This window comes from Sorangium sp. So ce185 (assembly GCF_051526825.1).
Classification (GTDB): Bacteria; Myxococcota_A; Polyangia; order Polyangiales; family Polyangiaceae; genus Sorangium; species Sorangium cellulosum_D.
This window is the reverse complement of the sequence record NZ_CP150316.1, coordinates 10,617,825-10,640,294: the sequence shown is the minus strand read 5'-3', so window position 1 is coordinate 10,640,294 and position 22,470 is coordinate 10,617,825. Positions and strand designations below refer to the sequence as shown.

Here is a 22,470-nt window from a genome sequence, read left to right as displayed (position 1 = left end):
ATGCGGCGTCACCGGGCGCCTTGCGGCGCAGAACGGTGCTCTTCCAGTACGGCGGCCGCCGCGTGGACGCTGGGAGAGCGTGCTGGAACATCGGTCGGCTCGCCGAGCGCGGAGAGGAAGCGGGCGATGTTCCTTGGCTCGGTCACCATGGCGACGAGCTTCATCCGCCCCTTGCAAGCTGGGCACTCGAGGACGTCGATCGCACATGTGCGGCGCAAGAGCTCGGCGCGGTTTGTCGACCGCCCGATAGCCGCCACGCTTGCGTTTCGAAGCGGCGTCTTCGTCCGCCTTCGTAGGCTCTTCTGGCTTCGCAGGGCGCGGTCCGATGCGCTTGCGCGCCAACGTGGGCGACTTGCCGAGGCGAGCACGCCCGCGTACTTGACGGTGTGAAAGCGCGGCGGCGGGACGCTGGCGGCGAGCCGGCACAGCAGCGAGAGCGGATCCATGTCCACCGCGACAGTTCCGTCAGCGAAGGCGCGCCTCCGCGACAGCCGCACCAGGCCGTCCTGCTGCGGCTCGACGCGCTCCTTTGCGATCGGGGGTCGCAGCACGTAACGCAGCAGCGCCTCCCTCGCCGCGGCATGGTGCGCACCGGCGCGCGTCGCTGCGTGCAAGGTGAAGCCATCGAGCGCAGCGCACAGCGGCTTGTCGTACGCGAGCGCGCTCGGCGAAGACGGCGAGAGCCCGCGGAGCCATTGCGGGGCGACGACGCGTATCGCGACTCTCGTCCCGAGACGGCGGAGGCACAGAGCGCTGCCTCGGGCTCGCCGTCCTCCTCGACGTCGTGCTCGATTTCGAGATGCCCGTGCCGCCGAAGGTAACGGAGCATCCGCCCGACGGCGTGCTCTAGGACCTGACCGACCGCGCGAGTCGGAAGATGACCGAGTTCGTTCCACACGAGCTCGGTGCCGTCTTCGTGATAAGCCCCGTCGAGGAAGACCACGTGCAGATGCGGATTGAGCCGCATGTCGCCGGACGTGTGTTGCACGGCACCGGAGCCGCGCGAACCCGCGGCAGAGCAGCCCGCAGTCGAGGTAGGCTTCGAGCTCCTTCTTCGCGTGCTTGGGTATCCGGACCGCGATGGCGCCGTCGTCGATGGCCCCGTACAGCGTCTCCACGTTGTCGCGCACGATCTCGTAGAGCGTCGTCTTCTCGGGGCGACGGCGCTCGTAGACGACGCCCGTGGTGCGAGCCGCGCTGGCCACACGGCGCCGACACCGCACGCCGCACGCCACGCGGTGAGGGCGCGTTTTCGCCGCGAATTTCGACAACCCGCCGGGCTATCGCCCATGGCGGCGCCATGGCGGAGCGGCGGGCCGGGGGGCGGCGGGCCGCGACGCTCGCTGCCGCGGCGGCGGAGGCGCTCGCCGAGCACCCGCCTCGCGCTCGATATGTCGGCGCGCGAGAACGCGAGAGCGCGAGCGCGCAGCGTTGCAGGAGGAGATCATCCGGGTGCAGCAGAGCCGGCTAGCGGAGCTGTCTACGCCGATGATCCCGATCACCAAGCAGGTGATGGTCATGCCTCTCATCGGGACCATGGATGAGCCGTGTCAGGCTCGTGCTTGAATCTGCGCTCTGGCGCCGAGGCGCATGGTGCGCGTGCCGCCTCCGCGCCAGCATGCAGGAGCCGCTTCGCCACTCGTTTTCCCACCGCTCCCCGTGGCGTCCGCAGTTCCGCCATGGCGTCGCCATGCAGCAACGCGGCGAGAGGGTCGTCGCCTGCGCACGCCGCCGCGCTTGCCTCCCGGCACAGGCCTGCTGCTTGCCGGCATCACTTTCCGGATGCCTCCGGGGCGCTTCGGCACGCAACCGCCGCGCGCGGGCGATCCCAGGTGAGCCTGCGGGCACTGGCGAGCGGCAAGGCTCCGGCAGCGAGTCGACGCGAGCGGCGGGCTCGACGTTCGGCCCAAGCTTGCTCACCGCTTCGGTGCCACCGGCAGCCCGAGCAGCTGACCGATCGCCTCGTGCACGACCCGGGCCGCCACGTCATCCCCGAGGGCGACGGCTCGGCTCAGGGTGGCGGCGAGCGACGCAACCACGGCGGCTCGAGGCGATGGATCGACCGTCGCGAGTTCTCCGGGCCCAGGGCTCGGCGGTTGGGCCGGGGTTGGGTCCATCCCTCCCGAGGGCGAGCGATCCGTCGTGTCGTCACGCCCCCCTGAAATCCCGAAGAAAGCGACGGTCCGCGACGGTTCGCCACCGCAGCGGAATCCTGGCGGGATTTCTGACACGCGGAACTAGCGGAGGTGGCCGACATCCGCGACAACCCGAGCGTGCCTAGGTAGACGACGGCGGCCCCGAGTTCGTGCCCGGGGACCTCGGCGTCGCCTAGGTGCGGAGCGGCCGTCCGGCGGCCCGACGCCCGCGCCGCGGCGAGGCACCGCGCCGATCGGCTCCGGCGCCCTGCGCTCGACGGCGGCCGCGCCGAGTTCCTCCTCACCGAGCCGCTGGATGGTGAACGACCACTGGCCCGAGCGCGTCCCCGGGCGCAGCGATCCGAAGCCGCGCCCTTGACGACCCGCGCCGCCGGCACCGGCACGGGCGCGCCCATGGCCCCGTACAGCTCCCCCGGCCTCCCCGCGCCTGCCACGCAGCTGTCGGGCACAGCAGCCAAAATTTCGAAACTATTCAGGTTTATTTCTGCGTCTACGAATCGTTTTCCCCTTGCAGAAGCGCTCCCCGAAGACGCTCGCCGCGCGCAGGAGGCGCCGGGCTTCCAGCGGGAGCGCCGACAGCCTCGCCTCCACCATCCCCAGCACCGTCTCCGGCAGCGTATCGCTGCGTCCGTCCGCCGCCGCCCGGATCAGCTCCTCGATGAAGAAGGCATTTCCCTCCGTTCGCTCCCTCGATGAGCCGCGGCGGCTCTTCCAGGAGGAGCTTGGCCAGGAGCGCCATCACCTGAAACGGGGAGGACCCGGCTCCGGCAGCGGCGTTCGCAGCGCACTTCACGGTGGGAGAAGGCGGTGGGACGCCGTCCCGTCCGGATTGACGCGCCCGCGCCGGCCTGCCACCGTCGCGCGCGGGGGTATCGCCATGCTCGCTCGCTTGCTTTCGCTGCCGCTCGCCGCGCTCGCCCTCGCGTGCGCCTCGCCGGAGCCCGTGCCCGCGTCCGCGCCCCTGGGGCCCGCGCCCGCGGAGCCCGCCGCGCCTGCGCCGTCTCCGGAGAGCGCCCCGCCCACGTCGGGCGGCGACCCGGGCTTCGACCACGATGTGTCGGGCGTCGTCGGGGCGCCTCCGCCGGCCTGGGACGTCGGGCCCTGGTACAACTCGCCGCCGCTCACGCCGGCGGACCTGCGCGGCAAGGTCGTGCTCGTCCGTTGGTTCATGTCGCCGAACTGCCCGTTGTGCAGCGCCACCGCCCCGGCGCTCAAGGCGCTGGACGAGCGCTATCGGTCACGAGGGCTGGTCGTCGTCGGGATGTATCACCACAAGGACGACGAGCCGCTCGATCCGGCGGCCGTCAAAGGCTATCTGTCGCACTTCGGGTACAGCTTCCCGGTCGCGATCGACCCGGACTGGCGCACGCTCAAGCGCTGGTGGATCGATGGCCATCCGAAGCGCCAGTACACGAGCGTCAGCTTCCTCCTCGATCGCGCCGGGCTGGTGCGGCACGTGCACCTCGGGGGCCAGCTCGCGCCCGGTACCCCCGAGTTCGCGACCGTCGAGGAGCGCGTTCGCGCGCTGCTCGACGAGCCGGCGCGGTGACACCACGCCCAGCCTCGCCTCGACCCCCGTGCCGGCCTCACGTCCAGTTGACGGTGGCCCACCCGTGGGCAGGGATGCTGAACTGGAGCTTCTTCCCGGCCACATCGAGGACGGTCATCTTCGCCGCATTGCCGGAGTTGTACAGGATCGTCACGATGCTCCCGTCGGGGTTCTTGAACGCCAGCGCGTCGCCGCCGGTCGCGGCGACGCGCATCGCCCCGGGATCGACGTACTCGGAGACGTGGCGAAAGACGTGGTAGACGGGGGTCACGTTCAGCGTCTTCGCCGCCGTGTCCACGGTGAGCAGCGCGTTCTGGGGCCACGGCCGCTCCGAGTCCAGGTTCTTCCCCGCCGTGTCCAGCACCATGTTCCAGGCGCTGTACGAGGTCACCCCTGCCTTGATCCAGTCGCGGATGAGCCCCCAGCTCTCCTCCGCGTACGCGTGATCGTTCGGCGCCTTCTGCGCGTCGAACGGCGGCGAGCCCGCGGGGTTCCAGGGGTAGTTGCCGCACTTGTGCTCCGTCTGCACGATCGGCAGATTGCGCGATCTCAAGCCGGACGCGCTGCTCATCATGTTCCACTGCAGCCCGAAGCCCTTGACGTATCCCATCGCGGTGGCGTCGCCGGTCACGGCGCTGATGATCGCCCCGTCTTTCCCGCTTTCGTTGTTGGACATCGTGCCGAGGTAGATCTGCGCCGTGAGCCCCCGGTCGGCGAACGTGGGCCCCAGATACGTGCCGATGAACTTGGCCATGAGCGGCCCCGTCCAGATGCAGCTCGGGTACCTCGTCTCGTAGTTCGGCTCGTTCTGGGGGTGAACCGCCTCGATGGTGATGCCCTCTCCGGCGTACGCCTCCACGAACTTCGCGAGGTACAGGGCATACGCCTGCAAGGTGCTCGCGTCGTCCTTCATGCGGCCGCCATCGAAGGCGCCGTTGCTCTTCATCCAGGTGGGGGGCGTCCAGGGGCTGGCCCAGAGGCGGAGGCCGGGCCTCACGGCGAGCGCCGCCTTGATGTAAGGAATCAGCCGCTCCTTGTCCCGGTCGATGGAGAAGCTCGCCATCGCGGTGTCGTTCGGCGTCTCGGCCAGGGTGTAGCGGTCCATCGCGTAGTCGCTGGCCCCGATGGGGATGCGCCCGTAGACGAACGCCGCGCCCTCGTGCTTGTCGAAGAGGAGCTCGATGGCCCGCGCCCTCTCCGCCTCGCCGAGCATCGAGAGCACGTTCCAGCCCGCCTCGTTGAAGGTGCCGCCGAACCCGTCCCATCGCTGGTGCGTCGTCGCGTCGTCGACGGTCACGTCGGCGTTGCCGCTCGTCACCTCCGTCGGCGTTCCTGTCTTCCAGTACTCGTCAGGACCGGACGTGATCAACGTGGGCTCGACGACGGGGGGCCCGCCGCCGGTGGACGAGCCGCCAGCGCCGCCGTCTCCGGTCGGCTCGCCGCCGGCGCCGCCCGACCCGGTCGAGCCGCTCGCGTCTGTTCCGCCCGAACCCGTCGAGCCGCCTGCGCTCGTCGAGCTGCTCGCCACCGACCCCGGGCCGCCCGCCCCCGATCCCGAGCCGCCCGGGCCCTCGGGCTCCGTCGCGCTGGTCGAAGGACCGCAAGCCATGAAGAAAAATGCGAGCAAAACGGCGGTGGTCGAACCTCGTGCCCTGTTCATCACTAAAATCCTCGCTCCTGGGTGCAAACCCGCGGCGGTGCCCGAAGCACACGGCCGATCGTCGTCAGACTATATGCCCGAGAGGCCCCGCGGTGATCCGCGCAGCGCCGCGGTTTCCGCGGGCGTCATTCGCGCGGGGCCCGGGGGCCGCCGGCGGCGAGCGCGTCGACGTCTCAACCCGCTCCGCGTCCTGGGCTAGAACGACGTGCCGTCCGCGCGCGTGCCCGGCGAAGAGCTCCTCTGGCCGAGGGCGCTGTGGAGGACGAACGATGTGCTCCCGTCGAGATCGATGCCGCGGTTCATCGAGACACCGTCCTGATCCGAGAGCGCGGACGTGTACGAGACGCTGCTCACGGCCGCGCCCGCGGCGTTTCGCAGCGTGACCGTATCGCTGCTGTTGTTGAGGCCCAGGGCTCCCGTGGAGGCGCCGACGGCTCCGATCACGCCAGCTGGCACCGCCGAGGCGTGGCCGTACACCACGACGGCGGTGAAGGGCGCGAGCGAGGCTCCGGCGGGGAAGGTGTGCCGCGTCCCCGTGCTGTCGGCGAGCTTCCACCCGCCGATCGAGGCGGTCGCCGTGCCGACATTGATGATCTCGACGAACTCGCCGTCAGGATCGCTGCCCGGCTCGTTCGCGAGGACCTCATTGATGATCACGTTGGCCGTGCCGCCGCCGGCGCCGCCGCTGCCGCCGCTGCCGCCGGCGCCGCCGCTGCCGCCGCTGCCGCCGCTGCCGCCGGCGCCGCCGCTGGAGCTGCTGCTGCTGACGCTGCTGCTGCTGGCGCTGCCGCCGCTGCCGTCGGGGATCATGAAATCGCGCACGACCCCCATGTGCTGCATGTTCGGGGCGCCGCTGTCCGACGAGCCCGCGGGGCTGATCTCCGAGAGCGGAGAATAGACGCGCGTGTCCACCACGAGGCCGTTCGCGAAGCTGCTCCCGCCGAGGACGACGGCGGTCTCGAGCGGCTCCAGATCGCTGTCGACGAGCACCCAGTCGTAGGGCTTGGACCGGCTGGCGTTGGTCTTGTCGTTCCCGTTCTTGTCGGCGGGATAGCTCCCGGGCTTGACCACCACGCTCGAGAGGGTCGTGACGCACGCCTCGTCCCGGCCCCCGGTGTTGAAGTCGCCGCCGATCACCAGGTAATCGTCAGGGTCGACGTGCGCCTGGATGAACGAGACGAGCTGCTGCGCCTCCGTGTTGCGCGCCCCCGAGCCCGACGTCAGGAAATGGACGCTGACCGCCCAGAGGTCGGCGGGGCCGGGGATGTCGATCTGCGCCCAGGCGAAATCCCGGTTGCCGACCGACGCGTCGTCCCACTCGCCAGACGCGATGATCGGCCACCGGCTCACGATCCCGTTCGGGATCTGCGCCCCGCTCTCGCGGTAATAACTGAACCCGGTGCCGAACGTGGCGTCCACGAAGCCGCGAATGGCGGACGTGGAGTTGTTGCCGTAGTTGAATTCTTGCAGCAGGACGATATCGGGCTCGACGCCCTGCATGATGCGCTGGCCGTGCCCCGGATCGTAGCTCTGGTTCGTGCCGCTCGTGAGGTTCGCGGCCATGAGCCGGACGCGCGTCGAGAGCGCGTCGCCGTGCTCGCCCAGGAGGGCCGCCTCCGGGCCTAGCTCCACGTCGAGCGGCGGCTCGGCCGCGCACGCGGCCGCGGCCAGCGCCCACACGAGCAATGGCACCCGAACCCCCACGAACCGCGCCAGCATGGAAGACGTCGATCGCATATCGTCGCACCGGACCTTTCTCGGGATCATCGCATTACAGCACGAAACAGGGGCAAAGCGGGCGTCATGCTCGCCCGGTCCGATGCTGAGATGATGCGGTTCCGGTTGAGAACGAGCGACATCGGGCTCGGGCCGCGCCTCCCGGAGGCCGCCGGCTCGTTCGGGACGGCCGCGCTCGTTTACACTCGTCTACGCTCGATCCAGCGCTCCGCCGCGCCCGACCCCGGGGCTCAGCGGCCCCTCATGGCGAACGCGATCCCGCTCTGCAGCGAGCTCTTCACGGCGAGCCGGCCGAGGTCCACGCCGCTCTCCGCGAGGCGGTGGGCGACCTCGGGGCGGATCCCCGTGAGCACCGCCCGAGCGCCGAGCAGGCCCACGACCTGCACCACCTCGAGCAGCGCCTCGATCGCCGCCGGATCGAGCGCGTCCACGCCGGTCAGATCGAGGATCGCGGTGCGCGTGCGGCGCTCCGCGATGCCGCGCGACAGCGCCTCGGCCACGCGACGCACGCGCCCGGCCTCGAGCGGGCCGATGAGCGGCAAGACCACCACGTCGTCGCCGATGGGGATGAGCGGCATGGAGAGCTTCGCCAGCGCCGCCTCCTGGGCCTGAATCACCTCTTCCTGCAGCCGCGCGCGCTCCTGCTCGGCGCGCTTGCGCTCCGTCAGGTCGATGCCGGTCATGATGACGAACCGGAACCCCTCGTCCTTGCCGCGCAGGACCGCGCCCGACCAGGCCGTCACCCGGCGGGCGCCGTCCCTCGCCGTCCACGGGACCTCCACCTGCTTCCGCGGCGCGCCGGCGCCGAGCTCCTCGAAGAGCGCCTTGAGCTGCGCCGACGCCCCCGGATCGGGCGTGAGCTCCCAGAGATAGCTCGGCTCCAGGTGCCCGCGCCCGCTGCCCAGCGCCCGCTCGGCGGCGCTGTTCATGCGCACGATGCGCCCGCGCGCGTCGAGCGCCACGATGAGGCCGTCGACGAGATCCATGACGCCGGCCATGAAGTCCCGCTCCCGGCTCAGCATCTCCTGCGCGTGCTTGCGCTCGAACAGGCGGCCGAGCTGCCGCGCGATCCGGCCGATGGTCGCGGCGAACTTCCCGTCGTCCGCGTACTCGGCGTCGGAGAAGAACTCGAGCACGGCCACCACCTCGGCCCCGACCACCACGGGGAACGCGAACCCCGCCTTGACGCCGAGATTCTTCGCGAGCCGGGCGCGCGGGAAGTTGGCGTCCTCCGTCACGTTGCGCACCCAGACCGGCTGCTTGCTGGCGAGCACCCGCCCGGGCAGCCCGACCCCCGGGGTGAACTGCGTCGCCTCCGTCACCGCCTTGAAGGTCGCGAACTTCACCTCATCGTTGAGGTACCAGAGCGCCGTCGGCAGGAGCAGCGAGGGATCGTCCGCCGCCGGCACGTACGCGTGCCCGACCGGCCAGCTCAGGTGATCGCAGATGTGCGCGATCGTGCGATGCAGCGCCTCCTCGACGCTCGCCGCCTCGTGCACGTCGACGGTGACCACCCGGAGCAGCTCCACGAGCGAGCGCTCATCGGTCAACACAGTGTCGAGCCTCCATCGCGCTCTCGTCGAGGTCTCCTCCGACCGTTTGATGAGACCGGTCATGATGGAAGGCGTAACACGCCCAATGTATCCAACCGGTTTCCGCGGCGAGGCGATCTCGGCGGCGATGCGCCGAGCCGCCGCGCGGTCGGCGCGCCGGCGCCGCCGCGGCGTCACGGCGCCGCGACGCCGCGGTGACCTCGCCGGGCCGGTCCACCGGCGCGCCGGGGATCTGAGGGGATCGCGGTCCGGCCGTCCATGTCATCGCTGGACGATGGCGCGCGGTTCCCCTTACTGTGTCCGCCGCCCCCGCGAGGTTTCCGTGCGGGCGCAGGGCCGTGCCGCGGGCGACCTTCGGGGCGTCCGCTTCTGCTTCCGACGAATTCCGATGAAACGAACGACGATGCTCTCGACCTGTCTTCGCCGGTGCGCGTTCGCGGTGACGTTGCTGGCCGCGTCGCCGGCGCTCGCGGCGAAGCCGCCGGAGGGCGCCTCGGCCGAGGCGCAGCAGCTCGCCCGGACCAAGGCGCACGAGGGGCTCAAGCTCTACGGCGCGGACCGCTGGCAGGAGGCGTTCGAGGTCTTCAAGGAGGCGGACGGGCTCTATCACGCGCCGACGCTCGTGCTCTACATGGCGCGGTGCCAGCGCAAGCTCGGCCGGCTGGAGGATGCGCGCGGCCTGTACGAGCAGGTCCTCGCCGAGCCGCTCCCGGAGGACCCGCCGGCGGCGTTCCTCGACGCGCGGAGGGACGCGGAGACCGAGCTCGCGGCCGTGCGCGCGGCGCTGGAGGCGCCCGCGGCGCCGGCGCCGGCGCCGCGCGCGCCCGCCCCGGGGGGTGCGGAGGGGGAACGCGGCTCGCTGCTGCCCGCGGGGCTCGCGTTCGGGCTCGGGGCGGTGGGCATCGGCGTCGGCGCCGCGACCGGCCTCGTGTCGCTCTCGAAGGTGTCCGACATCGAGGCGCGCTGCGACGGCAAGCGCTGCCCGCCCGAGCTGAAGGGCGACGCCGACGCCGCGACCACGCTGGGCCATGTGTCCACCGTGAGCTTCATCGTGGGCGCCGCCTCGGCCGCGACCGGGGTCGTGCTGCTCGTGGTCCGGCCCGGCGGCGACGCGGCGCCCGAGGCCGCGGGCGCGGCGCCGCAAGCGAAGCGCGGCGTGGTCTGGCGCGCCGGGGTGGGCCTCGGGCGGGTCGAGATCCAGGGAACGTTCTGATGGGCAGCGCCGCCGCGCAGGGCGGCGCCGCGCCGCAGGGCAGCGCCGCGCGGCGGCCGAGAGCCGCCCCGCGGCGCCGCGCCCGTTCAGGTCAGTCGCACGTGGCGACCTCGCAGGCCTCCATCTCGGGGGCGCACGCCGCGAGGATGCACGTGTTGCAGACCTCCCTGTCCCCGCCGCGGCAATCCTCGTCGCACGCGCCGAAGGCCCCGCTGGTCTGGCAATTGAGCGTCTCCGAGAGCTGAGGCCCGACCTTCTCGCAGGTGTTCACGATGCAGCCATAGAACGCGGCATCGTCGCCGGGGGTCACGCTGTTGATGCACGAGAACGCCTCGGCGCACGTGGTCTTCCCGGAGCCGAACCACGTCGAGGCGTCGAAGCCCTCCTTGTTCCGGCAGTTCTCGTAGGCCCTGGACCGCGGGAAGTACGGCCCGATGAGCATGCACATCTCGTCCTTCGTGGTCAGGCCCTGCGCGATGTCGCGATCCTCGGTGTTCTTGAAATCGCAGCGGTAGTCCAGGGCCTCTCCCGCCTTGACCTCGAGGAACGGCGAGAACTCCTGCGACGGGACCCCCTCCCATTTGTCGTGGGCGTACAGCTCCGTCATCTTGCCGTCGAGGTCGACCTTGTTGGCGACGTAGCCGACGCCGCGGCGGTGCATGTGCGACTGGATCCTCACGACCGAGATGTCCTCATCGGTGGTGCAGCGCATCCGCGCCGAGGACTCCCCGTGCGGCGGCACGCTGATGAACGGGTTGTAGTGGAAGAGCATGCCCGCCTCGACCTTCACCTCCTCGTCCGCGATCGTGTAGAGGTTGACGCGCGCGTCGGTCTCGAGGGGCGCGCTCGAGGCGTTCAGGTAATGGGTGTTCATGAGGAGCACCGTGCCCGGGGCGACCTTGAGCGCCACGCCCTCCGGGAGCTCGCCGAGGAAGGAGTTGCCGTCGGGGGACTGGGAGCCCGCGACCACGCCGGTGACGTCCCAGTAGGCCTGGGGGCCCTGGCTGCAGTCGTGGACTTGGGACCCATCGATGGGGTCACCGTCGCGCGTCTCGCTCGGGATCTCGGTGTACGGCGTTGCGTAGAGGAGGACGTGGTGGCTCCCGCGCGAGAACCGCACCACCTCCCGGTTGACGTTGAGCCCCTCCGGCGGCGCGACGAAGAGCTGGCAGCGCTCGACCTCCTGGCCCGGCTCGATCGTGGAGACCATTCGATACTGCACGCCGGCGCCTTCGGCCGGCGGCTCCAGCCCCTGGTCCCCCGGGGTCCCCGGCCCGGGGCCGGGTTCCGAGGACGAACAGCCGAAGAGCGCGACGGCGCCGAGGAGAGCGATGAGCGAGGTGGTTGTGCGCATGAGTCGATACCTGCTGTGTGGTGGTCTCACATCTTGCGCGCGCAGGTGATCGAGCGCGCGCATCGTTCCCGGGGTCGCGCGGCCGCGTCGCGCTCGCCCCAGGAAAATCTGTCGACGTCGGCTGGCCGGCGCCGGAGTGTCCGCGTCCGCCCTCATGCACGGGCGGGGCGGAGGCGGACGGGTAACGAGGTCATCTTCCGGATCGAGGGGCGCGGAGCGAACACCGCCGGCCCCGCGAGCTCCATCTCGGGAAAGCGGCTGACGAGCGCCTCGATGGCGATCCGCCCCTCGAGGCGAGCCAGCGTCGCCCCGATGCAATAGTGATGGCCGCCCCTGAAGGCAACTCCCGCGTCGGCGCCTCGCCGCAGATCGAACGTGGAGGCGCGGGTGTAGGCCGCCTCGTCGCGCAGCGCGCTGCTCAGCAGGGCCATGACCCTCTGTCCCTTCCGGATCCGCGCCCCCCGGAGATCGACGTCATCGAGCGCATACCGCGGGATCCCCAGCTTGCCGGGGTTGTCGTACCGGAGCGTCTCCTCGACGACATTCTTCACGAGCGTGGGCTCGCACCTGACCTCGGCCTGGATCAGCAGCGTCAGAATGTCGTTGTCCAGGGGCCTCCTCCGGCGCTCCTCGACGGTCTCGCTCACCACCTCGGTCCCTACGTCGAGCGCCGCCTCAAGCTTCCCCCTTTCTTCGGGCGAGAGCTGCCCCGCCATGGACGGGCGATGAATCGCGTCCGTGAAGCGGAGAGATAACGCAGTGTGTCATTCGGGATCTTGAACATCGAGGCGATCCCGCGGATCGGGATGGCCTCAACGTCGTCGCGCGCCACGTCGAGGGGGTCCCGGCCGCCGGCGGCGGCGCGGGTCTCGTAGATGTCCTCGTCGAACCCGTTGTTGCGTCGTGACGTGGCGCGCCGGGGTCAGCCGCACGTCGCGATCTGGCAGGCGTCGAGGTCCGCTTTGCACGCCGAGGCCATGCACGACTCGCACGCTTCGCCGGGCTGGCTGCACGCCTCGGCGCAGGCGCCGTACCCCGCGCTCCACTGGCAGCGAATGACGTTCGAGATCGCGGGCCCGACGGCCTCGCAGCTGTTCACGATGCAACCGTAGGACCTGGGCCCGTTGCCTCCGTCCACGGCCTTCGCCTCGTCGAGGCACGAGAGCGTCTCCGCGCACGCCGTTGCCCCGGAGCCGAACCAGGTCGCGGCGAGCAATCCCTCCTTGGTGTGGCAGTTCTCGTACATGGGGGAGCGCGGGAAGTACGGTCCGATGAGCATGCACATCTCGTCCTTCGTGGTCAGGCCCTGGGCGATCTCGCGCTCCTCGACGTTCGCGAAGTCGCAGCGGTAGTCGAGGGCCTCTCCCTTCTTGACCTCGAGGAAAGGGGAGAACTCCCGGGTCGGCACGTTCTCCCACTGGTCGTGGGCGTAGAGCTCCGTCATCTTGCCGTCGAGATCGACCTTGTGGGCGACGTAGCCGACGCCGCGGCTGTGCGTGTGCGACTGGATCCTCACCACCGAGATATCCTGATCGGCGGTGCACCGCATCCGCGCGGAAGACTCCCCGCGCGCCGGCACGTCGATGAAGGGGTTGTAGTGGAAGAGCATGCCCGCCTCGATCTCCACCGCGTCGTCCGGGATCGTGTAGATGTTGATGCGCGCGTCCGTCTCGATGGGCTCGGCCGAGGCGTTGATGTAGTGGGTGTTCATGAGGAGCACCTTGCCCGGCGGGACCTTGACCGCGACGCCGGGCGGGAGCTCGCCCAGGAAGGAGACGCCGTCGCGGGACTGGGAGCCGGCGAACACGCCGTTGATCTCCCACTCGCCCTGAGGTCCGTCCTTGCAGTCGTGGACCTGGGCCGCGTCGATGGGCACGCCGTGGCGCGTCTTGGTCGGGAGCTCGGCGTAGGGGGTCTCGTAGAGCAGGACATGGTGGCTCCCGCTCGAGAACCGCACCTCGTCCCGCTGGATGTTGAGCCCCTCCGGAGGCACGACGAAGAGCTTGCAGCGCTGGATCTCGACCCCAGGGTCGAGCATGGCGACCATTCGAAATTGCACGCCAGCGCCGGCGGGCGGAGGCGCCAGCAGATCGTCCTCGGGCACGTCCGAGGAGGGGGCCGAGGACGAGCAGCCGACGAGCGTGCACGTGCCGAGGAGAGCGACGAGCTTGATGGTTGTGCGCATAAGGTGGTCCTGCTGTGGGTTGATGCCGATTGCGAGGCGGTCGCCGACGATGAGGTGATCGAGCGAGGCGCGAACGTCACGTCTTGCGGACGATCAGCTGGTAGCCCTGCAGGACGATCTCGTGCCCTCCCTTGACGAACCCGAGGAAGGCATCGATGCCCGGCTTCGGGTCGACGGCGGCCGCGATCTCCTTTGGGTAGGAGCCGCCGATGGCGTAATCGTCGAAGATCGCGAGGCCGCCGCGCCGGAGGAGCGGCCAGACCGAGAGCGCGTCCTGGAGGGCGTCCACGGGGTGATGCGAGCCGTCGACGTAGGCGATATCGAACGTCGAGCCCGAGAGCAAGGGGAGCGCCTGGCGCGAGTACCCTTTCAGCTTCGTCACCTTGTGGCCGGCGCCCGTCTGCCGCATGTTGTGATCGAAGTGCCGCTCTGCCTGCAGCTGGCCCGGTCCGTCGAAGGGATCGACGCAGACGAGCCGGCTGGTCTCGTGCGTGAGGACGTTCTCGAGCAACCAGCAGGCGCTCAGCCCCTCGAAGGAGCCGATCTCCAGGCATCGCACGTCGGGCTTGCCGCGCAGCGGCGCGAGCACGGGCTCCCAGGACGTGACGTTGTGAGTGAACCAGTCCTGTGTGATCCGGTAGCGGGCATGGGGGAGCAGGTCGAACAGGCTCGAGCGGCCGAGCAGGCCGCCGACGGCGTCGCGCGCCCGGCCGCCCAGGTCGCTCCCCTTGGCGAGGTGGTGGACGACCTCGAACACGACGCGCTTCGCGAGCGAGAGCGCCGGGAGCGCGGCGGCGCCGTCCCGCTCGGCGCGGCGCGCGAGGCCGTCGAGCCTGGCTTCTAGCGTCGCCGCGAGGCGCTCGACGGCCGCGGTGACGTCCTTGCCGTCCGCCACGTCCTGCAAGATCCCGACGTACAGATCCATGGCGCCACGGTCGAATACGGAAGTCTCGACAGAGCCCTGGAGCTCTCCACGATCGACGCTATCCATGCGCTTGCTCTCCTCTCTCGGCCGCCCTCGCGGCCGCCTCGCGTCGGTGCTGCTGGACCACGCGAGGCTTGATGATGTTCCTGGCGACATAGGTGATCCACGGCGGCGGCATGGGCCTGAGCATCAGGCGCCACAGCTTCATCGAGAGCGGCGCGACGTCCGGGATCGGCTTGCCCATGGGGAGCGCGAGGTCCAGGAGCGCGCCGGGCACCGCGGGCAGCGCGTCTCGGCGGACGTAGATGAACGTGTTGAACCGGTACCAATACGACACCTCCGGGTCGCCCTTCACCGACGGGCGGATCGCGTCGAGGAGCAGGTACCCGCGCTCGTCGAAGAGCTCGCGCCAGTACCCGTACGGGCGCTCGTTGATGTGGAACTCTCCGCCCTGCCCCGGCGGCGCGGCGGAGAACAGGACGACGCTCCCGTGGCGCGTCAGCGAGCCCACGAAGTCCCTGGCGGCCTCTCGCGGCAGATGCTCGCCGACCTCCAGGCTCTGGACGAGATCGAACCGCCGCCCGAGCTGCACGGGCCGGGTCAGATCCGCGGCGCGGAACTCGGAGGGATCGACGAGCAACGCGCCGCTCTCCACGTGCGCTCCGTCGAGGCCGAGCACCTCGGGGACGCCGAGCTGCTTCCAGACCTTCAGCCACGCGCCGTGACCGCACCCGAAATCCACGACGCTGGTCACGTTGAACCACGTCAGGAGGAGGCGAAGGATAGGCTCGGCGGAGCGCATCGCCTCCCTGTTCATGATGTCGTAGAACTCTCTGTCGTAATCGTACATGGCGTCCACGCCCCGGTTCAGGTAGCTCCGCTCCACGTCGGCGGCGGCCTGTGCTCGGCAGGCCGCCCGCTCACTCGCCGCCGCCCTGCGCAATCATGCTGTCCGAGGCCCAGACGGGCGCCCTCTTGCCCGGCGCGGCGAGGACCTCGGGGGCAGCCTCGCCTCGGATCAGCGAGCGCAGCGCCTCCAGGAAGGCGCCGTTGAGCCGCTCGATCGTCCCGCGGCGGTGCACGTTCTCGCTGTAGTTCCAGAGCGCGGTCAGGCGGCCGCTGAAGATCCCCACCTGACATTGCAGGAGGAAGTCTCGCATGTTCTCCGGATCCTCCATGGCCGGAGGTATCTGAGGCACCGCCTTGACCAGCGCCGTATCCGATACGGGCAGCTCGAACTGTCCCACGTAGTTGAAGATCATCTCGCGCCTCGGCAAGGACTTGAGCGCTGCCACGATCTCCTCATCCTGGCTGAGCCAGCGCAGGGCTGCGTAGGTGCTCCCGTGGCGGAGGAGCCGATCGAACTGACCCTTGACGCTCTGGAGCGCCTCGAGCGGGGTCCGCGGGCCCCGCAGCTGGAGCAGGAGGGGGATGCCGTGCGCGAAGAGGCCCACCGTGCGGGCCAGGTCCATGTCGTCGGACGGGGCCTCCCGGCCGTGCACGATCACGTCGAGCAGCAGGGAGTCGAGGCCGGCCGAGCGCGCGAACGCCTGCCCGAGCGCCGAGAGCAGCGCGACCATGATCTGGGCGCGGTGGGCCCTCGGGAGATCCTGCAGCAGCGCGCCGGTCTCTTCGGCGGAGAGCGACGACGACAAGATCCGCGTGGACGCGATCGTGTTGGCCTCTCTCCCGCTCGGGTGATCGATCGGAAGAGGCGTCGCCGCGCCCCAGGGGAGGGAGCGCCAGTACTCCAGGTCGCGCTTTCTATCCGGCGATCGAGCGTGGTCGACGAGCCGCTCTGCCCATTGCTTGTACGACGTGGTCTTGGGGGGCAAGAGCACGGGCTGACCCTGCTTCAACTGGTGGTACGCCATCTCGATATCGGCGAGCACGATCTGGAGAGACACGACGTCGCTCACCAGGTGATGAAGGATGATGAGCAGCCTGTCGCGCTGATCGCCGCCCAGGCCGAAGTAAACGACCTGCACGAGCGGCCCGGCGAAGAGGTCGAGCTTCGTCTGGAGCTCGACCACCGCCGCGTCCATCGCGCTGGCCTGCTCCGCGGGGGGCAGCGCCGAGAGGTCGAGGTGGGTGAGCGGCACCGTGTCCTCCGGAGGCGCGATCCGCTGCCGCCACCCGCGCTCGTCGCGCGCGAACCGCGTACGGAGCGCGTCGTGGTGCAGGAGCACGGCCCGGAGCGCCTGCGACAGGCGCTCTGGCTCGAGCGGCCGGATCAGCTCCCAGAGCGTCGCGAGGTTCCAGTGATGAGGGTTCGGGAGCTCGCGCGACAGGAGCCAGCGCTGGTTCGGCCCCAGCGGGACCTCGCCGGTGACGAGCGCGCGCGCGGCGTCGACCGGCGCGGCGCCGCCGGCGGCCGCGCCGTCGGCGATCATCGCGCGGATCTGGCGGGCGAGCTCTCCGACGGTCACGCCCTTCAACAGATCGACGACCGGGACGGTGGCCCGGAGGTCGGTCCCGATCCGGTTCTTCAGCTCGAGCGCGAGCAGGGAGTCGAGCCCGAGGTCGTTGAGCAGCGAGCGCCGGTCGATCCGTGAGGCCGAGAGCCGCAGCACGCGCGCGACGAGGCCCTGGAGGTAATCGACGAGGCGCTCTTCCTGCTCGGCGGGCTCCGCGGGCTCGAGGATGGCCTGGAGCGGGTGCTTCGGCGGCGCGCTGGCGGTGCGCGCGGCCTCGCCGCCGGTCGCGGCGCCGTCGAGCAGGCGCGCGATGAACGGCACGACGCTGCCGGAAGAGAAGTTGTTCCGCGCGAATGTTTGAGGATCGGAGACCCACAGGACCGTCGCCTGGTCGATGTCCTGCTGCAGGACGTGCCCGAGCGCCTCCAGGCCGCGGCGCGGCGAGAAGGGGGGCATTCCGCGGTTGTTGAAGTAGTCTCCGAGCGTCGTGGCCATGCCAGCTTCGGCCCACGCTCCCCAGTTGATGCTGCTGGCCGGGAGGCCGCGGCCGCGCCGGTAATGCGCGAGGCCGTCGAGGAAGGCGTTGGCAGCGCCGTAGTCCGCCTGCCCCGCGGTGAAGGCGAGCGCGGCGATCGACGAGAAGAGCACGAAGAAGTCCAGCGGCTCCCGCTCGAGATGCCGGTGCAGCAGCCAGGCGCCCTGCACCTTCGGTCGCGCGGTCTCGAGGTACTCCTCCATGGTCATCGCGGCCATCAGGTGCGGTCTGCTCACGCCGGCGGCGTGGATCACGCCTCGGATCGGGGGATACCCCTCGTCCCGGTGCTGACCGAGGAACGCGGTGAGCTGCGCCTCGTCGGCGATGTCGAGGGCGGCCACGTGCACGCTCGCGCCCAGCGCCTCGAGCTCGCGGACGGCAGCGACGCGCTGCCCGAGCGGCGTATCGGCGGCGGCCTCGCGCCACGCCGCGCGCGGCGGGAGGGCGCTGCGACCGAGCAGGACCAGCCGGCGCGCGCCGTGCTGCACCATCCAGCGCGCGACAAGGAGCCCCAGCCCGCCGAGCCCGCCCGTGATGAGGTAGCTGGCGTCGGCCCGGAGCGAGAGCGCCGGCGCGGCCTGCGCGAGGTCGGGGCGCGCGACGAGCCGAGGCACATGACGCCGCCCGCGCCGGTAAGCCACCTGGTCCGTCACCCTGCCCGCGATCAGGTCGTCGGCGAGCAGCGCGACCTCGTCGAGCGGGCTGCTCGGGTCGAGGTCGATCAGGCCGCCGTAGCGATCGGAGTGCTCTTGATAGCCGACCATGCGCATCATGCCCCAGAGCGCGGACCCGGCGACCGCGGTCGGGGGGAGGTCGGGCGTGACCGGCTGGGCGCCGCGCGTCGCCGCCCAGATGCGCGGCAGCTCGCTGTGGCCGCTGCGGTCGAGGGCCTGGACGAGGTGCAACAAGGCGATCGGGCCGAGCGCCTGCGCGCGGTCGAGATCCCCGAGCGTGAGGCCCTCGGCGGGGATCGTGTCCAGGCTGAAGAGGTGGAGGATGCCGCGCCACGGCTGCCGCGCGCGCGCGAACACCGCGGCGACCAGCTGCTGCATGTCGTCGAGGGACGCCGGGTTCACCGCGAAGCGGCGCTGCGCCTCGTCCGCCTCGTAGCGCGCTCCGGCGAACACCAGCACGCACCGATCGCCCCGGGCTTCCAGCTGCGCCGCGAGCGCCTGCCCGAACCCTTGCCGATCGGCCAGCAAAAGCCAGCTGCCACGCCCGCGCGGCGCCTCCGGGGCCGCGTCGGGCTGAGGCTGCCATTCTATCTTGTGAAACAGGCTGCTCGTATCGACGGCATCGTCGGACCGCGCGTGCTCCAGCGAGCGGGCGACGGCGCCCCGCAGCTCCAGCACCACGTTGCCGGCGTCGTCGCAGGCGATCAGATCGCCGCGCAGGACGCGCTCGTCGAACTCCACGACCTGGGAGCGCACCCAGAGCTGCTCGGGCACCCGGCCGCGGAGCTGCAGCGACGCGATGTGGGTGGGCAGGTAGACCCCTCGGCTGCGATCGCCGGCGTCGTCCGCCGGCATGGTCGTCGCCAGCAGCACCTGGAAGCAGGCGTCCAGCAGCGCCGGGTGCAGCGCATACCCGCCCTGCGCGGCGCGCGCCTCCCCGCCAAGGGCGACGCGCGCCACGGCCGAGGCCGCGCCGCGCCAGAGCTGAGCGATCCCGCGGAACTCGGGGCCGTAGTGGAGCCCGAGGCTCCTCAGGTAGCGATAGCAGTCCTGCGTCGACGTCTCGCGCGCGTGCTCGGCGCGCCACTCGGCCAGCGGGAGCCTCCGTGCGCGGCGGTCCTCTGGCAGGAGGCGGAAGGTCGCGCTCGCGTGCCGCGCCCATTGCTGCGGGTCGGCGCTGGCGCGGCTCCCGACGCTCGCCGTCCCCTGCGCGCCGTCGCAGACCACCTGGAGGCGCGGCTGGGTGTCCGGGTGCACGAACAGCGCTTTGTGAAACTCGATGCCTGTGAGCTCGATCCCGCGGTCCCCCGCTCCGAACAGCGATCTGGCCGCGGCCAGCATCATCTCGATGTACCCAGCGCCCGGGTACACCACGGCGCCTTGCACCACGTGGTCCTTGAGGTAGGGCAGGCGATCGACGTCGACGACGCTCTCCCAGGTCGGCTGGAAGCTGGGCAGCCGATCGCCGAGCAACGGGTGGCCCGGCGCCCCCAGCCGGTCGCGCCGCGAGGCGTCCGACTCGACCCAGTGCGGCTCGTGCTGCCACGGGTAGCGCGGCAGCCGCACGACGCGCGCGCCGCGCGGATCGCCCGGGTGCACGCCGCGCCAGTCGACGGGGAACCCCGCGACGTAGAGCGCGCCCAGCGCCTCGAGCAGGGTAGCGCGCTCGCCCGCCTTGCGGCGCAACGAGGTCAGCACGCTGGCCTTCCGACCGTGCAGCGCGGCGCACTCCTGGATCGAGGAGCCCAGCACCGGGTGCGCGCCGAGCTCCAGGAACGTGTCGTAGCCCTCCTGGAGGAGCGCCTCGGCGGCGGGCGCGAACAGCACGGTGTCGCGCACGTTGCGCCACCAGTACTCGGCGTCCCACTCGCTCCCGTGCGACCGGGCGCCGGTCACCGTCGAGAAGAGCGGCAGCGCTGCCTGACGCGGTCGGATGTGCTGTAGCGCCTCGATCACCTCATCGCGCAGAGGATCCATGTAGTGGCTGTGGTACGGCACATCCACCTGCAAGAAGCGGACGAACACCTTCCGCTCCTCGAATGGCCGGACGAGCTCCGAGAGCGCGTCGTGGTCGCCGACGAGGGTCACCGCGCTGGGGCCGTTCACGGCGGCGATGGAGATGCGCGCTTCGCGGCCGGCCAGGGCGGCCCGGGCCTCGGCCAGCGGGATCCCCACCGCGACCAGCTTGCCCTGTCCGGTGGTCCGGTGCTGGAGGCGGCTGCGATGATAGATGATCTGGATCGCCTCCTCGAGGTCGAACACGCCGGCGCAGTAGGCCGCCGCCACCTCGCCGGCGCTGTGCCCCACGATGGCGTCCGGCGCGATGCCCCAGGACCGCCACAGCGCGGCCAGGCCGGCCTGGAGGGCGAAGCTCGCCGGCTGGGCGATCTGGGTCTCGGACATGCGCGAGCGCCCCTCGTCCGCCAGCATCTGCTCGAGCAGCGACCATCCGGCGTGCCGGCGCAGGAGGGCGTCGCATTCCTTGACGGTCTCGTAGAACACCGGCTCTCGGGCCAGGAGCTCGCGGCCCATGGCCCACCACTGAGGCCCCATGCCCCCGAACACGAACACGAGGCGCCCCGGGGTGCGCGGCCGACGCCCGATGGCCGCGCCGGGCGCCGCCTCGCCTGCCGCGATCGCGGTCAGCTGCTCGGCGAGCGCCTCGCAGGACTCGGCCCGCAGCGCCAGCCGGTGCTCGTGGTGGGTGCGGCGCGCGCCGGCGGAGCGGCAGAGATCGCGCAAGAAACCGGGCTCGTCCTCGTGCCGGGCGATCAGCGCGCGGTACGCGCGCGCGGTGTCCAGGAGCGCCTGCTCGCTCCGCGCGGACAGGGGGAGGAGCTCGCTCCGGGCCTCCTCCGCCGGCAGCGGCGTGGCCAGCTCGGCCGGCGCCTCCTCGAGCACCACGTGGGCGTTGGTCCCGCCGAAGCCGAAGGAGTTGACGCTGGCGAGGCGCGGGCCAGCCGTGCGGGGCCAGGGCTCGAGCGCGCGAGCGACCTTCAGGCCAAGCGCGTCGAAGTCGATCCCGGGGTTGGGCTGCTGGAGGTGGAGGTGCGGCGGAATGGCGCCGTGCTTCAGCGCCAGCGCGGTCTTGATGAGCCCCGCGACGCCCGCGGCGGCCTCGAGGTGACCGATGTTCGTCTTGACCGAGCCGATCCAGCACGGGTCGTCCGGCGCCCGGCCGCTCCCCAGCACGGCGCCCAGCGCATTCGCCTCGATCGGGTCGCCCACCGGCGTGCCCGTGCCGTGCGCCTCCACGTACTGGATCTGAGCCGGCGATACGCGCGCCCGTTCACACACCTCCCGGATCAGCGCCTGCTGAGCGTGGCCGCTGGGCACCGTGATGCCGTTCGTGCGGCCATCCTGGTTGACGCCGCTGCCGCGAATGACGGCGTAGACCGGATCTCCGTCGGCGAGCGCCCGGCGCAGCGGCTTGAGCACCACGATCCCGGCGCCCTCGCCGCGCACATAGCCGTTCGCGCGCGCGTCGAACGCCTTGCTGCGCCCGTCGGGCGAGAGCATCCCCGCCTTCGACTCGGCGATCGTGTAGTCCGGCCGGAACATCGCGTTGACGCCGCCGGCGAGCGCCAAAGCGCTCTCGTCGTTCCAGATGCTCCGGCACGCCAGGTGCACCGCGACCAGGGACGAGGAGCAGGCGGTGTCCAGCGCCACGCTCGGCCCGCGGAGATCGTACATGTAGGAGAGGCGATTCGCCAGCATCGTCATCGCGCTGCCGGTCGCGGCGTGCGGGCCGATGAGATCGCGATTGTTCGCGTCCAGCTGGAAGATCTTGATATCTTCCGTGAAGCCGCCGATGAACACGGCCGTATCGCTCCCGGCCAGCTGCTCGGGGACGATCCCTGCGTCCTCGAGCGCTTCCCAGCTGACCTCCATGAGCCAGCGCTGCATCGGGTCGAGAGACGCGGCTTCGCGCGGAGACATCCCGAAGAAGAGGGCGTCGAAGAGCTCGATGCGCTGCTGTACGAACCCGCCCCAGCGAGACACCGTCTTGCCGGGCTTACCTGGGCTCTGGTCGTAGAAGCGCTCGATGCTCCATCGATCGGGCGGCACTTCGCCGATGGCATCCACGCCGTCGCTCAGCAGTTTCCAGAAGCTGTCGGCGTCGTGCGCCCCGCCGGGGAATCGGCAACCGATGCCGACGATCGCGATCGGCTCCATGCGAGCGTCAATGCCATCGGAGCCGCGTGAGGACGTGGATGAAGCGGTGTTGCTGGGCATTTCTGATCCTTGTCTCGTCGGCCGCTGACCACGGCGCGAGGTACGCTCGAAGGCTGCGGATGCACGGAGGAGCGCTCGTGCGCTCGTCTCATGAGGCTTCGCGAACACGGATGCCGTACAGGGGGATCTCCTCCCTCGATCGCGGCGACCTGCGTCGCTGGCTGGCCGAGATGCAGGTGGTACGCCGGCGCGCGTCGGGCGCGACGATCCTCAAGAGCTCAGGGGGCCGCGTGAACAGGAGATGACGCGGCCGAGCCGGCGCCGCGCGCCGTCGGA

General features: G+C 71.0%; 12 protein-coding genes and 1 pseudogene. 2 read left to right on the top strand and 11 right to left on the bottom strand.

Annotated features, from left to right (window positions below; genetic code table 11):
- Positions 1-8 precede the first annotated feature (8 nt).
- Together WMF26_RS39110 and WMF26_RS39105 are read right to left on the bottom strand one after the other, a co-directional pair.
- Positions 9-896 (bottom strand): transposase, encoded by an 888-nt coding sequence (locus tag WMF26_RS39110; RefSeq protein ID WP_438002480.1) that lies wholly within the window; start codon positions 894-896, stop codon positions 9-11.
- Between the two features lie 1,767 nt (positions 897-2,663).
- Positions 2,664-2,843 (bottom strand): annotated as a pseudogene (locus WMF26_RS39105) (hypothetical protein); the annotation flags it as partial.
- A 190-nt stretch (positions 2,844-3,033) separates the two neighbouring features.
- Between WMF26_RS39105 and WMF26_RS39100 the strand changes: the two are divergent.
- Positions 3,034-3,705 (top strand): TlpA family protein disulfide reductase, encoded by a 672-nt coding sequence (locus WMF26_RS39100; RefSeq protein ID WP_437996874.1) that lies wholly within the window; start codon positions 3,034-3,036, stop codon positions 3,703-3,705.
- Between the two features lie 37 nt (positions 3,706-3,742).
- On the opposite strand, the gene WMF26_RS39095 is transcribed toward WMF26_RS39100, so the two are convergent.
- From WMF26_RS39095 to WMF26_RS39085, 3 genes are all read right to left on the bottom strand, one after another.
- Entirely contained in the window at positions 3,743-5,314 is a 1,572-nt protein-coding gene (locus tag WMF26_RS39095; protein ID WP_437996873.1) for a glycoside hydrolase family 30 protein, read from the bottom strand.
- 246 nt (positions 5,315-5,560) lie between these two features.
- On the bottom strand, positions 5,561-7,102 hold the full coding sequence (locus WMF26_RS39090; protein ID WP_437996872.1) for a lamin tail domain-containing protein: 1,542 nt from the start codon (positions 7,100-7,102) through the stop codon (positions 5,561-5,563).
- A gap of 230 nt (positions 7,103-7,332) precedes the next feature.
- Positions 7,333-8,655 (bottom strand): STAS domain-containing protein, encoded by a 1,323-nt coding sequence (locus tag WMF26_RS39085; RefSeq protein WP_437996871.1) that lies wholly within the window; start codon positions 8,653-8,655, stop codon positions 7,333-7,335.
- Positions 8,656-9,043: 388 nt separating this feature from the next.
- Here WMF26_RS39085 and WMF26_RS39080 point away from each other — a divergent pair, with 388 nt between their 5' ends.
- Complete coding sequence (locus WMF26_RS39080; protein WP_437996870.1) at positions 9,044-9,868, top strand: tetratricopeptide repeat protein; 825 nt, start codon at positions 9,044-9,046, stop codon at positions 9,866-9,868.
- Positions 9,869-9,959: 91 nt separating this feature from the next.
- Here the strand turns inward: WMF26_RS39080 and WMF26_RS39075 are convergent, their stop codons facing one another.
- The 6 genes from WMF26_RS39075 to WMF26_RS39050 all read right to left on the bottom strand — a co-directional run bounded on the left by WMF26_RS39075 (position 9,960) and on the right by WMF26_RS39050 (position 22,134).
- On the bottom strand, positions 9,960-11,222 hold the full coding sequence (locus WMF26_RS39075) for a hypothetical protein (RefSeq protein WP_437996869.1): 1,263 nt from the start codon (positions 11,220-11,222) through the stop codon (positions 9,960-9,962).
- 152 nt (positions 11,223-11,374) lie between these two features.
- The gene (locus WMF26_RS39070; RefSeq protein WP_437996868.1) at positions 11,375-11,938 is read right to left on the bottom strand and encodes a cytochrome P450; all 564 of its coding nucleotides are present in this window, start codon (positions 11,936-11,938) and stop codon (positions 11,375-11,377) included.
- Between the two features lie 206 nt (positions 11,939-12,144).
- Positions 12,145-13,407, bottom strand: coding sequence for a hypothetical protein (locus WMF26_RS39065; RefSeq protein WP_437996867.1), 1,263 nt, complete (start codon positions 13,405-13,407; stop codon positions 12,145-12,147).
- A 76-nt stretch (positions 13,408-13,483) separates the two neighbouring features.
- Positions 13,484-14,398 carry a class I SAM-dependent methyltransferase gene (locus WMF26_RS39060; protein ID WP_437996866.1) on the bottom strand — a complete coding sequence of 305 codons (915 nt, stop codon included), beginning with the start codon at positions 14,396-14,398 and terminating at the stop codon, positions 13,484-13,486.
- Positions 14,391-15,218 carry a methyltransferase domain-containing protein gene (locus WMF26_RS39055; protein WP_437996865.1) on the bottom strand — a complete coding sequence of 276 codons (828 nt, stop codon included), beginning with the start codon at positions 15,216-15,218 and terminating at the stop codon, positions 14,391-14,393. The genes WMF26_RS39060 and WMF26_RS39055 overlap by 8 nt, the downstream gene beginning before the upstream one ends.
- 34 nt (positions 15,219-15,252) lie before the next feature.
- Positions 15,253-22,134 carry an SDR family NAD(P)-dependent oxidoreductase gene (locus WMF26_RS39050; protein WP_437996864.1) on the bottom strand — a complete coding sequence of 2,294 codons (6,882 nt, stop codon included), beginning with the start codon at positions 22,132-22,134 and terminating at the stop codon, positions 15,253-15,255.
- Between the last annotated feature and the right edge of the window lie 336 nt (positions 22,135-22,470).

Bases quoted from the DNA above. Each gene is read 5' to 3' on its own strand.
- WMF26_RS39100 (WP_437996874.1), top strand. From the start codon at position 3,034: ATGCTCGCTCGCTTGCTTTCGCTGCCGCTCGCCGCGCTCGCCCTCGCG.
- WMF26_RS39095 (WP_437996873.1), bottom strand. From the start codon at position 5,314: ATGGCTTGCGGTCCTTCGACCAGCGCGACGGAGCCCGAGGGCCCGGGC.
- WMF26_RS39090 (WP_437996872.1), bottom strand. From the start codon at position 7,102: ATGCGATCGACGTCTTCCATGCTGGCGCGGTTCGTGGGGGTTCGGGTG.
- WMF26_RS39080 (WP_437996870.1), top strand. From the start codon at position 9,044: ATGAAACGAACGACGATGCTCTCGACCTGTCTTCGCCGGTGCGCGTTC.
- WMF26_RS39075 (WP_437996869.1), bottom strand. From the start codon at position 11,222: ATGCGCACAACCACCTCGCTCATCGCTCTCCTCGGCGCCGTCGCGCTC.
- WMF26_RS39070 (WP_437996868.1), bottom strand. From the start codon at position 11,938: ATGGCGGGGCAGCTCTCGCCCGAAGAAAGGGGGAAGCTTGAGGCGGCG.
- WMF26_RS39065 (WP_437996867.1), bottom strand. From the start codon at position 13,407: ATGCGCACAACCATCAAGCTCGTCGCTCTCCTCGGCACGTGCACGCTC.
- WMF26_RS39060 (WP_437996866.1), bottom strand. From the start codon at position 14,398: ATGGATAGCGTCGATCGTGGAGAGCTCCAGGGCTCTGTCGAGACTTCC.
- WMF26_RS39050 (WP_437996864.1), bottom strand. From the start codon at position 22,134: ATGGAGCCGATCGCGATCGTCGGCATCGGTTGCCGATTCCCCGGCGGG.